Annotated in this window: 13 protein-coding genes; 6 read left to right on the top strand and 7 right to left on the bottom strand. The window is 73.8% G+C overall.

Going from position 1 to position 19,443, the window contains the following annotated elements; genetic code table 11:
• Window positions 1-52 precede the first annotated feature (52 nt).
• From OIE67_RS25370 to OIE67_RS25350, 5 genes are all read left to right on the top strand, one after another.
• Window positions 53-1,651, top strand: a complete 1,599-nt coding sequence (locus OIE67_RS25370; RefSeq protein ID WP_326644452.1) for a S8 family peptidase — start codon at window positions 53-55, stop codon at window positions 1,649-1,651.
• Complete coding sequence (locus OIE67_RS25365; RefSeq protein ID WP_326644450.1) at window positions 1,651-2,325, top strand: RNA polymerase sigma factor; 675 nt, start codon at window positions 1,651-1,653, stop codon at window positions 2,323-2,325. Before OIE67_RS25370 ends, OIE67_RS25365 begins: the two co-directional genes overlap by 1 nt.
• Complete coding sequence (locus OIE67_RS25360; protein ID WP_106250995.1) at window positions 2,322-2,819, top strand: hypothetical protein; 498 nt, start codon at window positions 2,322-2,324, stop codon at window positions 2,817-2,819. The genes OIE67_RS25365 and OIE67_RS25360 overlap by 4 nt, the downstream gene beginning before the upstream one ends.
• Window positions 2,820-2,835: 16 nt before the next feature.
• Window positions 2,836-5,361, top strand: a complete 2,526-nt coding sequence (locus OIE67_RS25355; protein ID WP_326644447.1) for a CHAT domain-containing protein — start codon at window positions 2,836-2,838, stop codon at window positions 5,359-5,361.
• A gap of 111 nt (window positions 5,362-5,472) precedes the next feature.
• Window positions 5,473-7,167: a RyR domain-containing protein gene (locus OIE67_RS25350; RefSeq protein ID WP_326644445.1), complete on the top strand. Its 1,695-nt coding sequence runs from the start codon at window positions 5,473-5,475 to the stop codon at window positions 7,165-7,167.
• Between the two features lie 15 nt (window positions 7,168-7,182).
• Here the strand turns inward: OIE67_RS25350 and OIE67_RS25345 are convergent, their stop codons facing one another.
• From OIE67_RS25345 to OIE67_RS25315, 7 genes are all read right to left on the bottom strand, one after another.
• Entirely contained in the window at window positions 7,183-9,306 is a 2,124-nt protein-coding gene (locus OIE67_RS25345) for a DEAD/DEAH box helicase (protein WP_326644443.1), read from the bottom strand.
• A gap of 52 nt (window positions 9,307-9,358) precedes the next feature.
• Window positions 9,359-11,641, bottom strand: coding sequence for a SpoIIE family protein phosphatase (locus OIE67_RS25340; RefSeq protein ID WP_326644441.1), 2,283 nt, complete (start codon window positions 11,639-11,641; stop codon window positions 9,359-9,361).
• Window positions 11,638-15,609, bottom strand: a complete 3,972-nt coding sequence (locus OIE67_RS25335; RefSeq protein WP_326644438.1) for a HAMP domain-containing protein — start codon at window positions 15,607-15,609, stop codon at window positions 11,638-11,640. The genes OIE67_RS25340 and OIE67_RS25335 overlap by 4 nt, the downstream gene beginning before the upstream one ends.
• 325 nt (window positions 15,610-15,934) lie before the next feature.
• Window positions 15,935-16,300, bottom strand: a complete 366-nt coding sequence (locus OIE67_RS25330; protein WP_326644436.1) for an STAS domain-containing protein — start codon at window positions 16,298-16,300, stop codon at window positions 15,935-15,937.
• Window positions 16,301-16,502: 202 nt separating this feature from the next.
• Window positions 16,503-17,111, bottom strand: a complete 609-nt coding sequence (locus tag OIE67_RS25325; RefSeq protein WP_326644435.1) for a TetR/AcrR family transcriptional regulator — start codon at window positions 17,109-17,111, stop codon at window positions 16,503-16,505.
• A 106-nt stretch (window positions 17,112-17,217) separates the two neighbouring features.
• A complete protein-coding gene (locus OIE67_RS25320) occupies window positions 17,218-17,661 on the bottom strand; it encodes a CBS domain-containing protein (RefSeq protein ID WP_106250983.1) in 444 nt (147 codons plus the stop codon).
• Window positions 17,662-17,683: 22 nt separating this feature from the next.
• Window positions 17,684-18,538: a helix-turn-helix domain-containing protein gene (locus tag OIE67_RS25315; protein ID WP_326644432.1), complete on the bottom strand. Its 855-nt coding sequence runs from the start codon at window positions 18,536-18,538 to the stop codon at window positions 17,684-17,686.
• A gap of 77 nt (window positions 18,539-18,615) precedes the next feature.
• Here OIE67_RS25315 and OIE67_RS25310 point away from each other — a divergent pair, with 77 nt between their 5' ends.
• On the top strand, window positions 18,616-19,440 hold the full coding sequence (locus tag OIE67_RS25310; RefSeq protein WP_326644431.1) for an alpha/beta fold hydrolase: 825 nt from the start codon (window positions 18,616-18,618) through the stop codon (window positions 19,438-19,440).
• Window positions 19,441-19,443: the final 3 nt, after the last annotated feature.

The raw sequence follows: 19,443 nt of genomic DNA, 5'->3' as shown, positions 1-19,443 counted from the left end.
CGCCGCCGATCCGCTCTCGTACGCCACAGAGGCCAGAACGGAGGCGGTGCAATTGACCATCGACTACATCTCCGAGCCCTACCGGCACGGCGGGGGCGAGCCCTTCGGGCCGTCCTGGCAGGGCGTCAACCTTCCCCGCGAGATCCTCGACCGGCACGGCGCCAAGGTGCTCGACCCCTGGGCCGTCGGCCTGGACCCGGGCGAGACCCGTCCCGACTCCACCGTCTACCGCACGGACGTGCTGCTGATCCCCGGTCAGCTGCTCCGCACCGACGAGCTCACCGACTGGATCGACGGGGCACTGGACGAGGTCGGGCTGAGACTGTCGCGGGCCAGCATCGACCGCGCCCGCGACCGGGACCTCGGCGCCGGGACCGTCTGGATGCCCGCCGTCCTGGAGATCGCCCCGGACCGCCGGGACGTCGTGGCGGACGCCTGGCCCGCGCTCAGGGCCGTGCGCAGGCGGCTCGCCGCGGAGTCCGGCACCGACCAGGCCATCAGGGACGGCGTCGCCCAGATCTCGCTCGACCACCTGTTCGTCGGCTCGGCCACGAGCGGGATCGGCTCGCTCGGCCTCGGCGGCGAGCCCGCCACCAGCGGGCACGCCGTCACCGACGAGCCGGGCACGGGGGCACACCCCGGATACGGCCGCGTCCCCCTGACCGTGGTCGCCGGGCCGCCGCGCCGCCGCACGCTCGAAGAGCTCGGCGGGCGCAGGATCACCGTGGTCACCCTCGACACCGGCGTGGCCGCGCACCCCTGGTTCCTGCCGGTCACCGACCCCGACGCGTTCCTCACCGTCGACCCGGACGGGCAGCAGCTCATCGAGGACACCCACCCCGCCTACGCGGGCCGCGACATCGCCAGGCTCGTCGGCTACGAGGACCTCGGTCACCTGCCCAACCCGCTGATCGGCACGCTCAACTCGCACACCGGCCACGGCCTCATGCTGGCCGGCCTCATCGCCCAGATCGCGCCGGACGCCCGCGTCCTTGCGTACAAGGTCATGCACAGCGACGGCGTGGTGCCGGAGGAGGCCGTGCACGCGGCGCTCGACCGCCTGCTCGCGCTGATGGACGAGGGCCGGAACATCGACGTGCTGTGCTGCTCCTTCGGCGGGTTCGCCGAGACCGGCGACGCGGCGATGCGGGCGCTGTTCGACAAGGTCAACCAGCTGCGGGCGCGCGGCGTCATCGTGGTCAACGCGGCCGGCAACTACGCCACCACCCGGCCGTTCTACCTCGCCGCCCTCTCCGAGACGGCCGTGCCGGGCCCGCCGGTCGCGCCCATGCTCGGCGTGGCCGCCAAGAACCCCGACGGCACGATCGCCATCTTCAGCAACGACCATCCCGCCGTACGCTGGCGCGCCCCCGGCGCGATGGTCGTCAGCACCTTCCCGCCCCAGTTCGGCGGCGCCCAGAGCGCACTGCTCGCCACGGGGGAGCGGGCCTCGCTCGACAGCGACGCCGTGGGGCCGTTCTGCGGCTGGAGCGGCACCTCGTTCGCCGCCCCGATCGTCGCGGGCGTCATCGCCGCCGAGCTGACCAGGACCATCGGGCAGGTGGGCGCCGATCCCGTCGAGCGGGCCAGGGCGGTCATCGACCGGATGATCGAGGACAAGGTGGCCCGGCCGGAAGTCGTGCGCATCTGATGGCCGGCGACCCCGCGACAGACCACGCCCCCGCCGCCGGCTCCCGCGCCGGCGGGGCCCCCGCCGGTGGCGCCCGCGCCTCCGGCTCCCGCGTCTCCGCCGCCGGGGCCGAGCGGCGCGCCCGGCTCGCCGAGTGGCTGGTGGCGGCCAGGCAGGGCGACAGCGCCGCGCTCGACGCCATCGTGGCCGAGCTCACGCCCGTGCTCTGGCACACCGCGCGGAGCCAGGGCCTGACCAGGCAGGCCGCCGAGGACGTCGTCCAGACGACCTGGCTCATCCTGCTGCGCCGCCTGCACACCATCGCCGCGCCGGGCGCGCTCATCGAATGGCTGGTCACCACGGCCCGCCGCGAGGCGTGGCGGGCCGGCGCCGCCTCCCGCAAGGACGACCTGCCCGGCGACGACGTGTTCGACGACCTGCCCGACGGCGTGCTGACCCCCGACGAGCTGCTCGTGGACGACGAGCGGCGCCGGGCGCTCTGGCAGGCGGTCGAGAGCCTGCCGAAGAGGTGCGCGGAGCTGCTCAGGATCATCGCCTTCGTGCCGCGCCCGCACTACGACGCGGTGGCCGCCGCGCTGGACATGCCGCTGGGCAGCATCGGGCCCACGCGCGGCCGGTGCTTCGCGAAACTGCGGGTCCTGCTCGCGAAGGATCCGGATTGGAGTCCCCGATGAACACGGCCGAGGGGAGCAGCTCTCCCCATCTCACCCCCGAGGACCAGGTGCTCGCCGCGGAGATCGCGGACGTCTACCGCATGATCGACCCCGTTCCCGCGACCCTGGTCGAACGCCTGCGGTTCGCGCTGGCCCTGGAGTCGGCGGACTTCGCCGTGCTGCGGCCGTTCGAGGAGGCCGGGCTGCCGTCGGGCGTGCGCGGCGGCGAGGACAGCCGCACGATCACCTTCGACAGCGAGATCCTCACCATCATGATCAGCGTGAGCGCGCGCGACGACCACGCCGTACGGGTGGACGGCTGGCTGGCGCCGCCCGGCGAGCACCTGGTCGAGCTGCGCACCGGGGGAGGGGCGCAGCAGGTGCGGGCGGACGACCAGGGCAGGTTCGTCCTGGACGTGGTGCCGAGAGGACTGTCGCAACTCGTGGTGCGCCAGGGGCTTGATGATCCGGCGCGGGCGACGATACTGGCGGTGACTCCCTCACTCATCCTCTGACCCCCGCGAGGTCCGATTGCGTGACCACGAGCCGGTGACCGAGCTGCGCGAGCGGGTGGAACGCCTGCACAGGCTCAGCGTCGAGGCGACCGACGACGGCCGCCCGGCGCTGGCGGCCCGCAGGCTGCGCCAGGGCCTCCGGCTGCTCGGCTGGGACACCGCCACCACCCCCGAGGAGCATCACGACGGGCTGCTCGCGCGGCTGCTGACCAGCCTCGCCCACGCCGAGGCCGAGCAGGGCCGCACCATGCTCGGGATGGAGTTGCTCGACGAGGCCCAGCGCCGCGCGCCCGACAGCGAGGAGGCCATCGTGCACGCCCAGCGCGGCCTGCTGCACCTGCGCCTGGGGTCGAACGCCGAAGCCCTGCGGGAGCTGGACATCGCCGCCCCACGGTTGCTCGGCGGCGACCCCGTCGAGCTGGCCAGGGTGCTGCTCAACCGGTCGGTCATCCGCCTCATGACCGGCAGCGTCCGGCAGGCCAGGGACGATGCCCGCAGGAGCGCCCAGCTCGCCCAGGCCCACGGACACCCGGTGATCGCGGCCAAGGCCCTGCACAACGACGGCTACTGCGACCTGCTGCTCGGAGACGTGCCGGCGGCGCTCGGAGTCTTCGCCCGGGTGGAGGAGCTCTACCGCGACCTGAACCCCGGCTTCCTGCCCGTGCTGGCGCTCGACCGGGCGCGGGCGCTGCTCGCGGTGGGCCTGACCGACGAGGCGGGCCGCACGCTCGACCGGGCCGCGGACGGCTTCCGCAGGCAGCGCCTCATGCAGGACTACGCCGAGGCCGAGCTGGCCAGGGCCCAGTGCGCGCTCGACGCGGGCCGGCACGACGAGGCCCGCGACCGGGCCAGGCAGGCGGAGACCCACTTCCGGCGCAGGGGCAGCACGGCGTGGGCGCTGCGCGCGGCTCTCATGCGGCTGCGCGCGGAGCTGGCCCTGGGGAAGGCACCCGGCTCGGTGGCCCGGCGCGCGGGCGACCTCGCGGCGCGGTTCGCGGAGCTGGACATGCGCGACGACGCGGAGATGGCCCGCCTGGTCGCCATCCGGGCCCTGGTGGCAGCGGGCACCGTGCCCGCCACGACCGCCGGGGCCAGGGGTGGGCCGCTCGGGGTGCGGCTCATGCGGCAGCTGGCGGAGGCCGAGCTGGCCGGGGCGCAGGGGCGGCGCGGGCCGGCGCTGCGCAAGGTGCGCTCGGGGCTGGCGCTCATCGACTCCCACCGGGGCCGGCTGGGCAGCCTCGACATGCTCACCGGCGTCGCCGCCCTCGGCGCGGACCTGGCCGCCCACGGCCTCAGGGCGGCCCTCGACGGCGGCTCGCCACGCCAGGTGTTCGCCTGGTCGGAGCGGTGCCGGGCGCAGGCGTTCCGGTACCGCCCGCCGCGTGCCCCGCAGGACCCCCAGACCGCCGAAGCGCTGGCCGAGCTGCGCCAGCTGGCCCAGCGGATGCACGCCGACGAGGCCGCAGGCCGCCGCCGGCCGGCGCTGCGCAGGCGCTGCCTGGAGCTGGAGCAGGTGATCAGGGAGCGCGGCTGGCAACTGCCCGGCGTCGGCGAACGGCTGGCTCCCGCTCCGGCCCCGGACGTCGAGGCGGCGCTGGCGGAGGACGATCTCGCCCTCGTCAGCCTGCTGAACGTGGACGGCGCGCTGCTGGCGCTCGTCCTCGTCCGCGGGCGGTGCCACCTGCACCGGCTGAGCGCGTACGAACCGGTCGCGGAGGCCGCGCGACGGCTGGCCGGCGACCTCAACGCCCAGGCGGGACGCGCCCTGCGCCCCGCGCTGAAGGAGGTCATCGAGGCGTCGGTCCGGCGGCAGCTCGGCGTCATCGCCGGCGCGCTGGAGGCGCCCCTGCGGCAGGCGCTCTCCCGGGCCAGGGGAATCGTGCTCGTCCCGACCATGGGCCTGTCGGCCGTGCCCTGGGGCCTGCTGCCCGGCCTGACCGGCACGCCGCTGGTGGTGGCCCCGTCCGCGCTGGTGTGGCTGGCGGCCAGGCGGGCCGGCGACCCGTACGACGGCGGCCCTCCCGTCCTGGTCGCCGGGCCCGACCTGGAGCACGCCGAGCGGGAGGTCGAGCGGCTCGGCGTCGTCCACCCGAAGGCCCTGCGGCTCAGCGGCGAGCAGGCCACCGTGTCGGCCACGCTCGCGGCGCTCGACGGCGCGCCGTTCGCCCACTTCGCCGTGCACGGCCACCACGAGCGCGAGAACGTGCTCTTCTCCCGCCTCGACCTGGCCGACGGCCCGCTCATGGCGCACGACCTGCAGAGCCTGCACCGGGCGCCGGGACACGTGGTGCTGTCGGCCTGCGACGTCGGGCAGGCCGTGGTCAGGCCCGGCGACGAGCTGCTCGGCTTCACCGCCGCGCTGCTCCACCTCGGCACCTCCACCGTCGTCTCCAGCATCACCCGCGTGCCCGACCAGGTGGCCGAGCGGGTCATGCTGGCCTACCACCAGGGCGTGGCCGACGGAGCCCGCCCCGCCGACGCGCTCGCGACCGCCTCGGCCGCCGAACCCGCCGCCACCTTCGTCTGCTTCGGCGCCGGCTGAACACCCCCGGTCGAACACCCCCTTCGGGTCAGGGGGTAACGCGGCGGGCGTGCCCGGGTATGAAGAGGGCGGCGATTCCCTTCGTCCCCCCCGGCTGCGGAACGAGGTTAGATGAAGGAAACGACCTCCATCAGGTCCTCCGTCATGGCGGCGTTCGGGGTGCTGGCGCTGCTGTCGCTGGTCCTGGGCTACGCGGGGCTGCGCGCCTACCTCGCGGACCAGCCGCAGGTCTCCTTCCTCGACCTCGTCTACTACGACCTCCAGCTGTTCGTCATCGACAGCACGCCGCTCGGCGAGGGCGGCCCGCTGCCGTGGCCGCTGGAGATCGCCAGGTTCACGGCCCCCGCGGTGACCGTCTACGCGCTGATCGAGACCGTGCGGCTGCTGCTGAGCAGCGAGGTGCGCCGGCTCAGGGCACGGGAGGCGAGCCGGCACGCGATCGTGTGCGGCACGGGGGCGCTGGGCCAGGCCCTGACCCAGCGGCTGCGCGAGGAGGGCCGCAAGGTCGTCGTCATCGGCACCGGGGGCGGCGACCTGCCGCGCGGCCCGGGCGTCCTGCACGTCACCGGGGACGCCACCGACCCGCTCGTGCTGCGGGCGGCCGGCGCGAGCCGGGCCAGGACGGTCTACGCCTGCGAGGACGACGCCACCGTCAACGTGGCCATCGCCGCGACCGTCCACGGCATGAACCCGCCCGCCCCGGTCGCGGCGTACGCGCACGTCCCCGACCCTGGGCTGTGCGCCGCGCTGCGGGCCCGGCGGCTGGGCGTGAGCGAGCCGCGGGACCACCGGCTCGACTTCTTCAACCTCGACGAGCTGGCCGTCCGGGTGCTGCTGGCGCGCGACCCGGTCGAGCAGCCCCGGCCGGTGCTGCTGCTGGGGCTGAAGACGTTCGGCGCGGCCCTGCTCGTCGAGCTGGCCAGGCGGTGGCGGCTGATCGCCCCGCCCCCTGGCACCCGTCTCCCCGTACGGGTGATCGCGCCTGAGGCGGAGTCCGAGGTGGCGGCCGTGTGCCGCACGTACCCGTTCGTGGCCGAGAACTGCGCGCTGACCTGCGAGAACGCCGGCGTCGACGACCTGCGGGACCTCCTCGGCGCGGGCGGGGAGCACCCCCAGCGGGTGTACGTGTGCTACGCCGACGACCACCTGGCCCTGACCGCCACGCTGACCGTCGCCCCGCTGTGGATGGGCGCGCCCGTGGTCGTCCGGGTGAGCCGGCGGCGGATGTTCGGCGAGGTGTTCCGCGACGGCCGGCTGATGGAGGACCTGGCCGGGTCCCTCCAGATCTTCGCCGTCACCGAGGAAGCGGGGAAACCGGACTTGATCGCCGAGGACGTGATCGAACGCATCGCGCGGGCGATCCACGACAGGTACGTGCTCGCGTGCGTCCAGCGGGGAGACACGCCCGGCGGCAACGCCTCCATGGTCCCGTACGAGGAACTCAGCGAGGCCAAGAAGGGGCAGAACCGCGACCAGGCCGCCCACATCGGCGCCAAGCTCGCGGCCGTCGGCTGCGTGCCGGCGCCGAGCACCGAGGCGCCGCACACGTTCGCGTTCACCGGGGACGAGGTGGAGCGGCTGGCCCGGATGGAGCACACGCGCTGGATGCGGTACCTCACCGACCGGGGATGGACGCACGGCCCCGAGCGCGACGACGACGCCCTGCGCCATCCCGACCTGCTCGACTGGGAGTACCTGTCCGAGCAGGCCCGCGACAAGGACAGGGAGGCCGTCGCGCAACTCCCCGACATCCTCCAGGACGCCGGCTTCCGCATCGTCAGGCTCCCCGCGAGCACAGGCCCCTGACCCGGGCGGCGGGAGTCAGGAGGGGAGCAGGCGGCGTTGCTCCTCCTCCACGACCTGGCGGGCCAGCGACTGCTCCGACACGTCCACCGCGTCGCCGGAGGACTCGGCCAGGTCGCTGCGCCTGGCGTAGGCGTCGAACAGCTTCGACTTGCGCCGCAGGATGTCCAGCATGCGCTGGTCGACCGAGTCCACGCTGAGCAGCCGGTGCACCTGCACCCGGCGTACCTGCCCCATGCGGTGCGCCCGGCCCGCCGCCTGCGTCTCCATGCTCGGCTTGACCTGCGGCTCGCACAGGATCACGACCGACGCCGCCTGCAGGTTGAGGCCGACCCCGCCCGCCTGCACCTGGCTGAGCAGCACCGCGTGCCCGGCGGCGGCCGAGAAGTCGTCCACGACCTGCTGCCGCCGCGCCGCCGCCAGGTCACCGGACAGAGGCCCGTGCGCCCGCCCGTCCAGCGCGTCGCCCACGGCCGCCAGCACCGCCCTGAAATAGGAGAACACGACCACCTTCAGCCCGTTGGCCTCGGCGTCCTCGACCAGTTCGAGCAGGCGCTTGAGCTTGGCCGAGGTGGCCGGCTCGGCGTACGCGGCGCGCCGCATGGCCATGAAGTTGCCCGCGGCCACCGCCCGCCGGTAGGCCTCGAAGTCGGCCCCGCTGAACTCCACCCACTCGTCGGCCTCCACCCGCTCGGGCAGCTCCGACAGCACGTCCTGCTGGTTGCGCCGCAGGTAGACGGGCGCGACCGCCTTGCGGAACGCCTGCGCCCCCGCCACCACGTCACTGCTGCGCAGGCCGGCCGCCAGTTCGGGCCGCAGGTAACCGATCAGCGTACGGAACTCCTCGACCCGGTTCTCCATCGGCGTCCCGGTCAGGAACAGCACCCGCCGCGCCCGCCCGCACCACGCGGCGACCGCCCGCGAGCGCCTGGTCTCCGGGTTCTTGACGTAGTGCGCCTCGTCCACGACCAGCATGCCCACCTCGGGCAGCCCCTCCGCACCGCTCGTCGTGCCCGGCTCCAAGCGGTGCAGGCCGTCCAGGGTGACCACGGCGACGCCGCCCACGCGGGTCCACTCCCGCAGGGCGGCGAGCCGGTCGGGCCCGTGCAGCGGGTACGCGCCCAGCGTGCTGCGCGTCTCGATCTCGCGGACCCAGTTGATCAGTACGCTCGCCGGGCAGGCCACCAGGAAGTGCGTCTCCCCGCCCGCCCGCAGGTGCGCCAGCGCCGCGATGGCCTCGATCGACTTGCCCAGCCCCATCTCGTCGCCGATGATCACGCGCTCCTGCGCGAGCGCGAACCGGGCCCCGAACGCCTGGTAGCCGCGCAGCGACACGCGCCGGTGACGGTCGTCGAGCGGCTGCGCCGCGACCTTGGCGGCCAGGTCGTCGGGCAGCAGCCCCTGCTCACGCCCGATCGGCTCCCCGGCCATCTCCGCCAGTAAGCCGAAATATTCGGGTGAACGGGACTCGAAGTCCGCCCACGCCTCGAAGTCCCGCGCCGCGGGCCGCAGCAGGTCGGTGGTGACCTGCGTGAGCAGCAGCCGCTCCCCGAACCCGGCCAGCAGCTCCTCGATCGCCGCCACCGCCTCGCGCGCCCGACGGCGCCGCCGGGCGAGGGTGAGCGCCATCCGCAGCCGGCTGCGCGCCGGGCGCGCCTCGGCCAGCAGCGGCTCCAGCCGCCCGGCCAGGTCGCGGGCGGCGTCGAGGGCGCGCGGCAGATCGGGGCCCACGTTCACCAGGCGGTGCAGGGCGATCACGAGCTCGGTGGTGTGGTGGTCGGGCTCGTCCACGTCGAGCCGCAGGCTCGCGGCCTCGGCGGCGGCCTGCTCGATCTGCCGGGCGGCCGCGTGGATCTGCCCCGCCGTGCGCGCGCCGATCCCCGGCAGCAGTTGCAGCTGGTACGGGGTCGTCTCCAGCACCTGCCGTACCGTCGTGTATCCGGCCTTCTCCAGCGTGCCGACGCGCAGCCGTCCGTCGGTCACGTCCTTCAGCCGGGAGAAGGGCACGGCCTCCAGCCCGGCCCTGGCCAGGTCGCGGCGGAGCGCGTCGAGCGCGTGCGCGGCCTGCGCGCGCACCGAGCCGTGCTCGTCGAGCAGCGCGCGTGCGTCGGCCAGCAGCCGGTCCGCCTCACGGAAGTCCACCGGATCAAGCATGCCCCAGCCGGGGCGCCGCACGAAATCCCCGGCCACCCTGTCAGGTGACATGTACGCCGATGAGGCAGGTGTCGTCGTCGGTGTCGGAGTTGCAGTGGGTGAGCAGATCGTCGAGGCGGTGCTCGAGGGTGGCCGCCGGCCGTCTGGCGATGTCCAGCAGCCGGTCCTGGGCATGCCGCAGGTTGTGGTCGCGCCGCTCGATCAGGCCGTCGGTGTACATGAGCAGCGTGTCGCCGGCCTGTACCTGCACCTGCCCCTCCTCGTACCGGGCGTCCGTGAACGCCCCCAGCAGCGGCCCCTTGACCAGCGCCAGCTCCGCGCCGTCGCCCTCGCGCAACAGGATCGGCGGCAGGTGCCCGGCCCTGGCCCAGCGCAGGGTCCTGGTCGGGGGGTCGTACAGGCCGCAGACGGCGGTGGCGGTCATGCGGTCGGCGAGATGGTGGGCGACCTGGTTGAGCCAGGACAGGAGCTGGGCGGGGCCGGCCCCGGTGGCGGCCAGGCCGCGCAGCGCGTTACGCAGGACGACCATGCCCGTGGCCGCCTCCACGCCGTGCCCGGCCACGTCGCCCACCGACAGCAGCACCTGCCGGGAGGGGAGCGCGACCGCGTCGTACCAGTCGCCGCCGACCAGGTGCTCCTTCTGCGCGGGCCGGTAGCGGACGGCGATGCGCAGGCCGAGGGAGTCGATCCGGCCGTGCGAGGGCGGCATGATGGCCTGCTGCAGCTGCAGGGCCAGCCGGTCGCGCGCGGCGGACTGCTCCTCGGTGTGGGCGAGCTGGTCGCGGGTGACGGCCAGCGCGACCTCCGTCCAGTGCTGGGAGGAGATGTCCTGGTACGCCCCCCGGACCGCCATCAGCCGCCCGTCCGGCCCGAAGACCGGCTCGGCCACCACCCGCATGTGCCGGGCCACCCCGTCGGGACGCTGGAGCCGGAACGCGGTGGCGGCGAAACGCCGGTGGTGCAGCACCGTGCGCAGGAAGCGGCCCAGCGCGACCTCGTCGTCGGGGTGGGCGTGGTCGCGCAGGCGTTCCAGGGGGATGGGCGGGTCGCCGGGCGCGAGGCCGTACAGGGAGTAGAGCTGGGCGTTCCAGGTGATCTGGCCGGTGAGCGCGTTCTCCTCGAAGCCGCCGATGCGGCCCAGCCGCTGCGCGTGCTCCAGCAGCCCGGCCAGCCGGGCGTCCTCGTCGTGCTCGCGCCACACCAGCAGCAGGCTGTCGCCGTGACGGGTGATGCTGACGTCGGCCACGCCGGTCGTGGTCAGGCCGAACGGCATCCGCTCCGCGCGGAACGGCTCGCCGGTGGCGTGGACGTGCTCCAGCCGCGCGAACAGGCCCTCGGCGGCCGGCGGGCAAGCCTCCAGCAGCCGCGCGCCGGGCACCAGCGGGTACGCCTCCAGCAGCAGCCCGTCACCGGCGGTGATCCGCTCGTTGACGTGCCGGACCAGGAAGTCGGCCGGCTCGCCGTCCGCGTCCGGGTGCGCCCGCAGCACCAGGGCCGGATCGGGCAGCGTGTCGGCCAGGTCCACGATCTCGGTCTGGGCGGGTGTGGCGGGCGCGTGGGCCGCGTACGGGGCGTCCAGCGTGTGCGCGCACAGCTCGGCCAGGGCCTCGATCTGCCGCTCGATCCTGGGCGGTCGCGGCGGCAGGTCGTGCGGCCAGCAGATCTCCAGCACGCCGAGCTGCCGCCCGGCCGCGGTCATGGGCACGGTGACCCGGCCGCCGGCGGAGGCGGGGCGGCCGATGGCGGGCAGGCTGGAGTCGGGATGCCAGATCATCCGCCGCTCGGTCAGCGACCGCCCGGCCGGGGTGAGCACGCCGGGCGGCACGTGCCGCCACCGCCGGGCCTCCTCGGCCGTGAAACCGGCGTAGCCGGCCAGGATGAGGGCGCCGCCGGGCTCGGTCGCCCACAGCGCCACCGCCGTGGCCCCGAGCGGGGCGAGCGCGTGCTCCAGGAGCCCGGCGGCCGCCGCCTGGGTGTCGGGGGCGCCGAGTGCCGCGCTCTCGGCCACGCGCAGCCGTACCGCGGCCTCGGGATCCGCCGCGCCGGCCGCGCCGATGCGGTCGCCCGCCACCGCGCGCAGCACGTCGGCGGCGACCTCCAGCCGTGACACGCCCGCCTTGGCGGCGAGCGTGGTCAGCTGCCCGGCCGCCTGCGCGGGCCCGCAGCCGAGCCGCTCGACCAGCACGCCCGTGGCCAGCTCGATCAGCGCGCGGTCGTCGGCCTCTCGCCGGGCCCACTCGGCCTCGCGCCGCAGCCGCTCGACGGTGGCCACCAGCCGCTCCAGACCGCGCTCGTCCGGGGCGGGGTGGGGGTGGCCCGTCATCGGGACGGGTCCATCCAGTGCTGGATGCGTTCGATGAGATGGTCGGCGTCGACCGGTTTGGTGACGTAGTCGCTGGCCCCCGCCGCCAGGCTCTTCTCCTGATCGCCCGGCATCGCCTTGGCGGTGACCGCGATGATGGGCAGGTCGGCGTACTGCGGCATGGCTCTGATCGTCTCGGTGGCCGTGTAGCCGTCCATCTCCGGCATCATGACGTCCATGAGGATCAGGTCGGTCTCCTCGTGGGCGGTCAGCGTGTCGATGCCCTTGCGGCCGTTCTCGGCGTGCAGCACGTTGATGCCGTGGATCTCCAGCATGCTGGTGAGCGCGTAGAGGTTGCGGGCGTCGTCGTCCACGACCAGGACCGTGCGGCCGGCCAGGGTGTTGTCGATCTCCCGGCCCGCCGCCGCGGCCACGGTGCCGGTCCTGACCAGGGGCAGCACGTCGCCGGGCTGGTTCGCGGTCAGGTGCAGGGCGATCCGCTCGCGCAGCTCGTCGAGGCTCGACAGCAGCTCCAGCGGCTGGTGGGCCAGGCCCACCTCCTGCTGCGGGTGGGAGCGCCAGTTGTTGTAGGCCAGCACGGGCACGCCGTGCAGGCGCGCGTCCCCGTCCATGACCTCCAGCAGCCGATATGCCGACATGTCGGGCATGTCGAGGTTGATGACGATGCAGTGGCACGTCTCCCCGGTCAGCAGCAACCGGCCCGCCTCCTCCGCCCCGGCGGCCGTCACCACCTCCAGCGAGCCGCCGAGATGGTGCGCGCTCGCCAGATCGCCCACCACGCTCTCGGTCACCAGCGACAGCAGCCCGTGCCGCCGCTCCTCGATGACCAGCACCCGCCGCGCCGGCATCGGCGCCCCCTCCGCGAGCTGCGCGTCCTGCCCCCTCTCCGCGGGCACCACGTCCACCTGGGCGTCGAACCCCGGCCGCGCCACCGGCAGATACAGCGAGAACACGCTGCCCTGCCCCGGCGTGCTGTGCACCGTGATGGCCCCGCCCAGCAGGTACGCGATCTCGCGGCAGATCGACAGGCCCAGCCCCGTGCCGCCGTACTTGCGGCTGGTGGTGCCGTCCGCCTGCTGGAACGCCCCGAAGATCACCTCAAGCTGCTGCTCCGGGATGCCCACGCCGGTGTCGATCACCCGCAGCGCGATCGCCGGCCCGTTCGGGCGCACCGACGGCGGCAGCTCGCTGGCGGCGGCCGGCTCGATGCGCAGCTCCACGCTGCCCGTCTCGGTGAACTTGACCGCGTTCGAGAGCAGGTTGCGCAGCACCTGGCGCAGCCGCGAGTCGTCGGTGAGCAGCTCGGCGGGCACGTTCGGCGCGGTGGTGACGCGGAAGTCGAGGCTCTTCTGCCCGGTCATGGGCCGGAACGTGGCCTCGACGTAGTCGAGCAGTTGCGGCAGCTGCACCCACTCGGGGTTGATGTCCATCTTGCCCGCCTCGACCTTGGACAGGTCGAGGATGTCGTTGATCAGCTGCAGCAGGTCCGAGCCGGCCGAGTGGATGATCCCGGCGTACTCGACCTGCTTGGGCGTCAGGTTGCGGGTGTGGTTCTGCGCCAGCAGCTGGGCCAGGATGAGCAGCGAGTTGAGCGGCGTGCGCAGCTCGTGGCTCATGTTCGCCAGGAACTCGCTCTTGTACGTGGACGCCAGCGACAACTGGTGCGCCCGGTCCTCCAGCTCCTGCCTGGCCTGCTCGATCTCCAGGTTCTTGGTCTCGATGTCCTGGTTCTGCCGCACCAGCAGCGTGGCCTTCTCCTCCAGCTCGGCGTTGGAGCGTTGCAGCTCCTCCTGCTGCTGCTGCAACTCCTCGGAACGGGCCTGCAGCTCCACGGCCAGCCGCTGCGACTCCTTGAGCAGCTCGTCGGTGCGCACGTTGGCCACGATCGTGTTGAGGTTGACGCCGATCGTCTCCATGAGCTGGTCGAGGAAGGCCCGGTGCACCGGCGTGAACGCCTGCACCGACGCCAGCTCGATCACGCCGAGCACCTGCTCCTCCACCACGATGGGCAGCACGATCACCGACGTGGGCTCCGTCCGGCCGAGCCCGGAGGAGATCGTGATGTAGCCGGGCGGCAGATCGGTCATCGCGATCGTCCTGCGGCTGCGTGCCGCCTGCCCGACCAGCGCCTCGCCCAGCTTGAACCGGGCCGGGCGATCGGGGGCCACCGGGTAGCCGTACGCGCTGATGAGCTGCAGCTCGCTCTCCTCGGCCAGGAAGAACGCGCCGTACTGGGCCGCGACCAGCGGCGCCAGCTCGTTCATCACCAGCTCGGCCACGGCGGCCAGGTCGCGGTGCCCCTGCATCAGCCCGGACATGCGGGCCAGGTTGGACTTGAGCCAGTCCTGCTGCTCGTTGGCGCTGGTCGTCTCGCGCAGGGACTTCACCATCGAGTTGATGTTGTCCTTCAGGTCCGCCAGCTCGCCCTCGGCGTCCACGGTGATGGACCTGGTCAGGTCGCCGGAGGTGACGGCGCTGGTCACCTCGGCGATGGCGCGGACCTGGCGGGTCAGGTTGCCCGCCAGCTCGTTGACGTTCTCCGTCAGCCGCTTCCACGTGCCGGACACGCCCTCGACCTCGGCCTGGCCGCCGAGCCTGCCCTCGCTGCCCACCTCGCGGGCCACCCGGGTGACCTCGGCGGCGAACGACGACAGCTGGTCCACCATCGTGTTGATCGTGGTCTTGAGTTCGAGGATCTCGCCGCGGGCGTCCACGTCGATCTTGCGGGTCAGGTCGCCGCGGGCCACGGCCGTGGTGACCTGGGCGATGCTGCGCACCTGGTTGGTCAGGTTGTCGGCCATCGAGTTGACGTTGTCGGTGAGGTTCTTCCACGTGCCGGCCACGTTGGGGACCCGCGCCTGGCCGCCGAGCTGCCCCTCGGTGCCGACCTCGCGGGCCACCCTGGTCACCTCGTCGGCGAACGCGCCGAGCGTGTCGACCATGGTGTTGATCGTCTGGGCCAGCGCCGCGACCTCGCCCTTCGCCTCGACCGTGATCTTCTGCGACAGGTCGCCGCGGGCCACGGCGGTGGCCACCTGGGCGATGCTGCGCACCTGGTTGGTCAGGTTGGAGGCCATGACGTTGACGTTCTCCGTCAGGTCCTTCCAGGTGCCGGACACACCCCTGACCGTGGCCTGGCCGCCCAGGTTGCCCTCGGTGCCGACCTCGCGGGCCACGCGGGTGACCTCGTCGGCGAACGACGACAGCTGGTCCACCATCGTGTTCAGGGTGTTCTTCAGCTCCAGGATCTCGCCCCGCGCCGACACCGTGATGCGCTGCGACAGGTCGCCGCGGGCCACGGCGGTGGCCACCTGCGAGATGTTGCGCACCTGGTCGGTGAGGTTGCCGGCCATGAAGTTCACCGAGTCGGTCAGCGCGCGCCAGGTGCCGGCCACGCCCTTGACGTCGGCCTGGCCGCCTAACTGGCCCTCGGTGCCGACCTCGCGGGCCACGCGGGTGACCTCGTCGGCGAACGACGACAGCTGGTCCACCATCGTGTTGACGGTGTTCTTCAGCTCCAGGATCTCGCCGCGCGCGTGCACGGTGATCTTCTGCGACAGGTCGCCCTTGGCCACGGCCGTGGTGACCTGGGCGATGCTGCGTACCTGATCGGTCAGGTTGCCCGCCATGGCGTTGACGGACTCGGTGAGGTCCTTCCAGGTGCCGGACACCGCCGGCACGTCGGCCTGCCCGCCGAGCCGCCCGTCCGTGCCGACCTCCCGCGCCACCCTGGTCACCTCGGAGGTGAACAGCGAGAGCTGGTCGACCATGCCGTTGAAGACCGAGGCGATCTCGCCGAGCAGCCCGTCGGCGTCGTCGGGGAGCCTGGTGCGGAAGTCGCCGTCCCTGACGGCGGTCAGCCCGGCCAGCAGCCGGCGCAGCTCCGGTTCCTCGCCGGCCTCGCCTGAGCCTCTGGGGCGCTTGACCCGTGCCGGCGGACGGGACGAGCCGACGCTGGGATCGCTCATCGAATCTCCTTGAGCAACGCGGAAAGGTGCTGCGGGGCGGAACGTCTGCGCGATGCGTAAGACCTCAAGAGGAATCCTCCTCGGCGGGCGATCGGCGATGAAGCAGAGCTCCTCTCCCCGGAGGGAGAGGATCGATACCGGACCTCCGTGCCTGAGTTGCTCAGGTAGCGGCGAGAGTAGCCGGACGTGCCCGCCGCGCGCGCTAGCCGCGAGTCGTCATCTATCTATCACAGGACGTGTAGGGGTGGTGAGAACACTCTCACCCTGCCTGGCGCGGCCGTGCCCCTCGGCCCGCACAGCCGTTGCACGGCTTCGCGGGGCGCGGTCAGTGGGAGGGTTGCGAGGAAGGGGCGGCGGCGGCCACGGCCTGCTCGACCGTGTCGTGCATCGGCAGGTGCGCCACCACGCCGGTGATCTCGAAGAGCCGGGACGGCAGCGGCTGCACGCCGGCCAGGTGCACGGCCCCGCCGCGCCTGAGGCACTCGGTGGCGCACACCAGCAGGACGTGCAGGCCCGAGCTGTCCATGAACGGCACCCGTGCCAGGTCGAACACCAGGGTCTCGGCCGGGCTCCGCCTGACCTCGCGCAGATAACCTTCGAGCTGCGCCCGGTTCGTGGCGTCCATCTCGCCGGTCACGACGATCACGGTCACCTCGGGCAGATGCTGGTGCGCCAGCGTCAGGGACGGCATCGGCGGGGTCACCGCTCTCGCCGGGGTAATGCGACCATCAACGAAGGATAGACCGCCGGACTCGTCGGCGATATCCCACATTCGTGCGTCCTGTCAGGTCCGGTCAGGCCGGCTGCGGTAGGTCGTGTCAGGCCGGGTCAGGCCGGATGTCGCGCCGCCGGAAGCGGCCGGCTCCCGGGCGGTGCCCGGACGGGACCTCGCTTCAGCGTGAGCGGTCGCCGGCGGGCGCGAGCAGCGACAACATCGTGGTGGCCAGCACGTGCCCGACCTCCTCCGGCTTCAGCCGGCCCGCCTCCCGCTCCTGCGCGGCGCCGCGGATGATCGCGAAGAAGGTGGTCACCAGCCACGGCAACGGCAGGTCGTGCCGGAAGTCCCCGTCGCGCCTGCCGCGCTCGATGAGCCGCCGCACTCCACGCAGCGGGCGCTCGCGATGCTCCCTGTCCTTCTCCGTGGCCGGTGCCGGGTCCACGGCCAGGAACAGGCGGCGATGCCGGTCGAGCACCTCCCACGCCGACCGGAGCAGCCCGGCCATCGCCTCCGGGGCGGGCGCCGCGTCGATGCACTCGTGCTCCAGCACGGCGTCCGCCAGGTCCGCCGCCCGGTCGAGCACGGCGTCGACCAGCGCTTCCCGTGACGGGAAGTGGCGGTGGAGTACGGCCAGACCGACGCCGGCCGCCGTGGCGACGTCGGCCGGGCCGGCGGTGGGATCGGCGCTGAGCAGCCGGGCACCGGCTTCGAGGATCGCGGCGACGTCCCGCTCGGCGTCCGCGCGCCGGGCGGGTACGGGCTGACATGCCACGGTCGTCACCATGTGACCAGCCTACGACCCCGTCAGGACCTGTTTCCGCAGGCACCACCCCTGACCGGCGCACGTTCTCCCGAGGGTCGTGACCAGGGGAGCCGGTGGCGCGCCTTCGTCAGAGCAGCAGCGCCCGGTCGAGCAGGGACTGCAGGGTCACCGCCCCGATCAGGCGATCGTCCTCCACCACCGCCACCAGCGGGCTGTGCGTGCGTGCCATCAGCGCCGCCAGCTCCAGCACGGTCGCCCCCGGGTCCGCCACCGGCAGCTCGCGCCGCCGCTCGGGCAGGCACTCCCGGACGCTCTTGCCGCCGAGCCGGTGCAGGAACCGGTCCGCGTGTGCCTCGTCCACCACCCGCGCCAGCGCCGGATCGTCCTGGCAGTACGCCGGCACCGCCAGCCGCAGCACCTGCGTGCCGGGCAGGATGCTGTGCGGCCGGCCGTCGTCGTCCACCAGGATGAGGCCCGGCAGATCCTGGTCGGCCAGCAGCTTGGCGGCCTCCAGCGCAGGGGTGCCGAGAGTGACCGTCGGGAACTCGACGGCGAGATCGCGTGCGCGCATCAGTGATCCTCCGCGGGCCAGCCTAGCCAACCGCCGCGCCCGGCGCTCCCGGCCAGGCCCAGGCGAGGTCGTCGACCGCCAGGAACGTCTCATCCGCCACCGCCGCGGGGGTCGTCCCGGTGAACGCCATGACGTCCCGGTGCAGGTGGGACTGGTCGGCGTAACCGGCCTCCGCCGCGACGGCGGCCGCGGGCTCGCCGGCGACCAGGCGGTGCGCGGCCTCGTCGAAGCGGACCAGCTTGACGGCCCGCTTCGGGGCCAGCCCGAGCTGGGACCTGAACCTGGACCACAGGCGCTTACGGCTCCACCCGACCTCGTCCGCCAGCCCCTCCACCCGGAGCAGGCCGTGACGGTCCACGATGCGCCGCCAGGCCCAGGCCACCTCCGGGTCCACCGGCGGCCCATACTCGCGGCGTCGGGTGATCAGCGCGTCGGTCAGCGCGAAGCGCTCCGGCCACGACGCGGCCTCGCTCAGCCGTTCCCTGATCAACGGCACGTCCCGGCCCCACAGGTCGTCGAGGGCGACCGGGGCGTCGTCGAGCGCGGCGGGGGAGACGCCGAGGACCGCCTGGGCGATGACGGGCGACAGGCGCACCTGCACGCACTCGACGTTCTCGCCGCGCGCCCGTACCGTGCCTCCTGAGCCGAAGCCGGGCCCGGCGACGAGGCTGCCCCGGTGCCGCCGCCCGGCGGCGCACTCCACCACGGAGGTGCCGGCGCCGAAGTCGAGCAGCAGCGTCACGGCCGGGTGCGGGACCATCCTGAGCGCGTGGAGGTCACCGACGCGGAACCCGGCCATGGTGACGCCGGCCACCCGGCTGGACCGGCGCGGCCGCGCGACCCCCCACTCCGCCGCACCGTGCACGAACCTACGCACCGGGCCATGCTACGTGAGCCGGGCGAGGGGAACATTCGTTCAAGACCCCGCCGCCCACCGGCGGCCACAGTGACCCCGTGACTCTTCACGACAGCGAACCGCACCCGACGGAAAGCCTGCTCCTGCCCCTGGACGGCGGTGACGTCCACGTGTGCCAGGACGGCCCGCGTGAGGCCCCCGCGCTCCTGCTCATCCACGGATCCGCGTCCTCGGCCCGGTCGTGGGACGCGCTGGTCCCGCTGCTGACCGGATCCCACCGCGTCATCAGGATCGACCTGCTCGGGCACGGCCGGTCGGCGAAACCGGCCGGTGACCACTACGCGCTGCCCGGTCAGGCGCGCCGGGTCGCCGCCGCGATGGACCTGCTCGGCGTCCGGCGGGCGGTGGTGGCCGGCCACTCCAGCGGGGGCGTGGCCGCCACCGCCCTCGCCGAGCTGCGGCCCGGCCTGGTGACCGCGCTCGTCCTGATCAACACGGGGCCGGGCCTGGACGCCTTCATCGCCTCGGAGCAGGCCGCGATCAGCCCCGAGACGTGGCCGCCGGCCGACGAGGAGATCCGCCGGTTCGCGCGCACCGGGTTCAGCCGCCCCGGCTACCGGATCCCGGACGAGCTCCTGGACGAGGTGCGCGCCATGACCTACCACAGCCTCACCGCGACGATGCGGGCCACCAGCGAGTACCTGGCGGCCCGGGCGCTCCCCGAGCGGCTGGCGGAGCTGGGCAAGCCGCTCCTGGTGCTCTTCGGGGCGGACGACCGCAGGTGGCGGTCCTCCTCGGCCGCCCGCTACCGCGTCGTCCCCGGCGCGACGGTGGAGCTGCTGCCCGGTCTCGGGCACTCGCCCATCCTGGAGGACCCGCCGCGTACGGCCGCGCCCCTCCTGGCCTTCACCGCCCGCCGGTGATCG

Origin of the sequence: Nonomuraea fuscirosea (assembly GCF_035917475.1) — a bacterium.
GTDB classification, from domain to species: Bacteria; Actinomycetota; Actinomycetes; order Streptosporangiales; family Streptosporangiaceae; genus Nonomuraea; species Nonomuraea fuscirosea.
The sequence above is the reverse complement of the archived record's forward strand: the minus strand, read 5'-3'. Positions and strand labels throughout refer to the sequence as shown.

Excerpts from the sequence above, each read along its gene's own strand:
- OIE67_RS25365 (WP_326644450.1), top strand. The coding sequence starts at position 1,651 with ATGGCCGGCGACCCCGCGACAGACCACGCCCCCGCCGCCGGCTCCCGC.
- OIE67_RS25360 (WP_106250995.1), top strand. The coding sequence starts at position 2,322 with ATGAACACGGCCGAGGGGAGCAGCTCTCCCCATCTCACCCCCGAGGAC.
- OIE67_RS25350 (WP_326644445.1), top strand. The coding sequence starts at position 5,473 with ATGAAGGAAACGACCTCCATCAGGTCCTCCGTCATGGCGGCGTTCGGG.
- OIE67_RS25340 (WP_326644441.1), bottom strand. The coding sequence starts at position 11,641 with ATGACGGGCCACCCCCACCCCGCCCCGGACGAGCGCGGTCTGGAGCGG.
- OIE67_RS25335 (WP_326644438.1), bottom strand. The coding sequence starts at position 15,609 with ATGAGCGATCCCAGCGTCGGCTCGTCCCGTCCGCCGGCACGGGTCAAG.
- OIE67_RS25330 (WP_326644436.1), bottom strand. The coding sequence starts at position 16,300 with ATGCCGTCCCTGACGCTGGCGCACCAGCATCTGCCCGAGGTGACCGTG.
- OIE67_RS25325 (WP_326644435.1), bottom strand. The coding sequence starts at position 17,111 with ATGGTGACGACCGTGGCATGTCAGCCCGTACCCGCCCGGCGCGCGGAC.
- OIE67_RS25320 (WP_106250983.1), bottom strand. The coding sequence starts at position 17,661 with ATGCGCGCACGCGATCTCGCCGTCGAGTTCCCGACGGTCACTCTCGGC.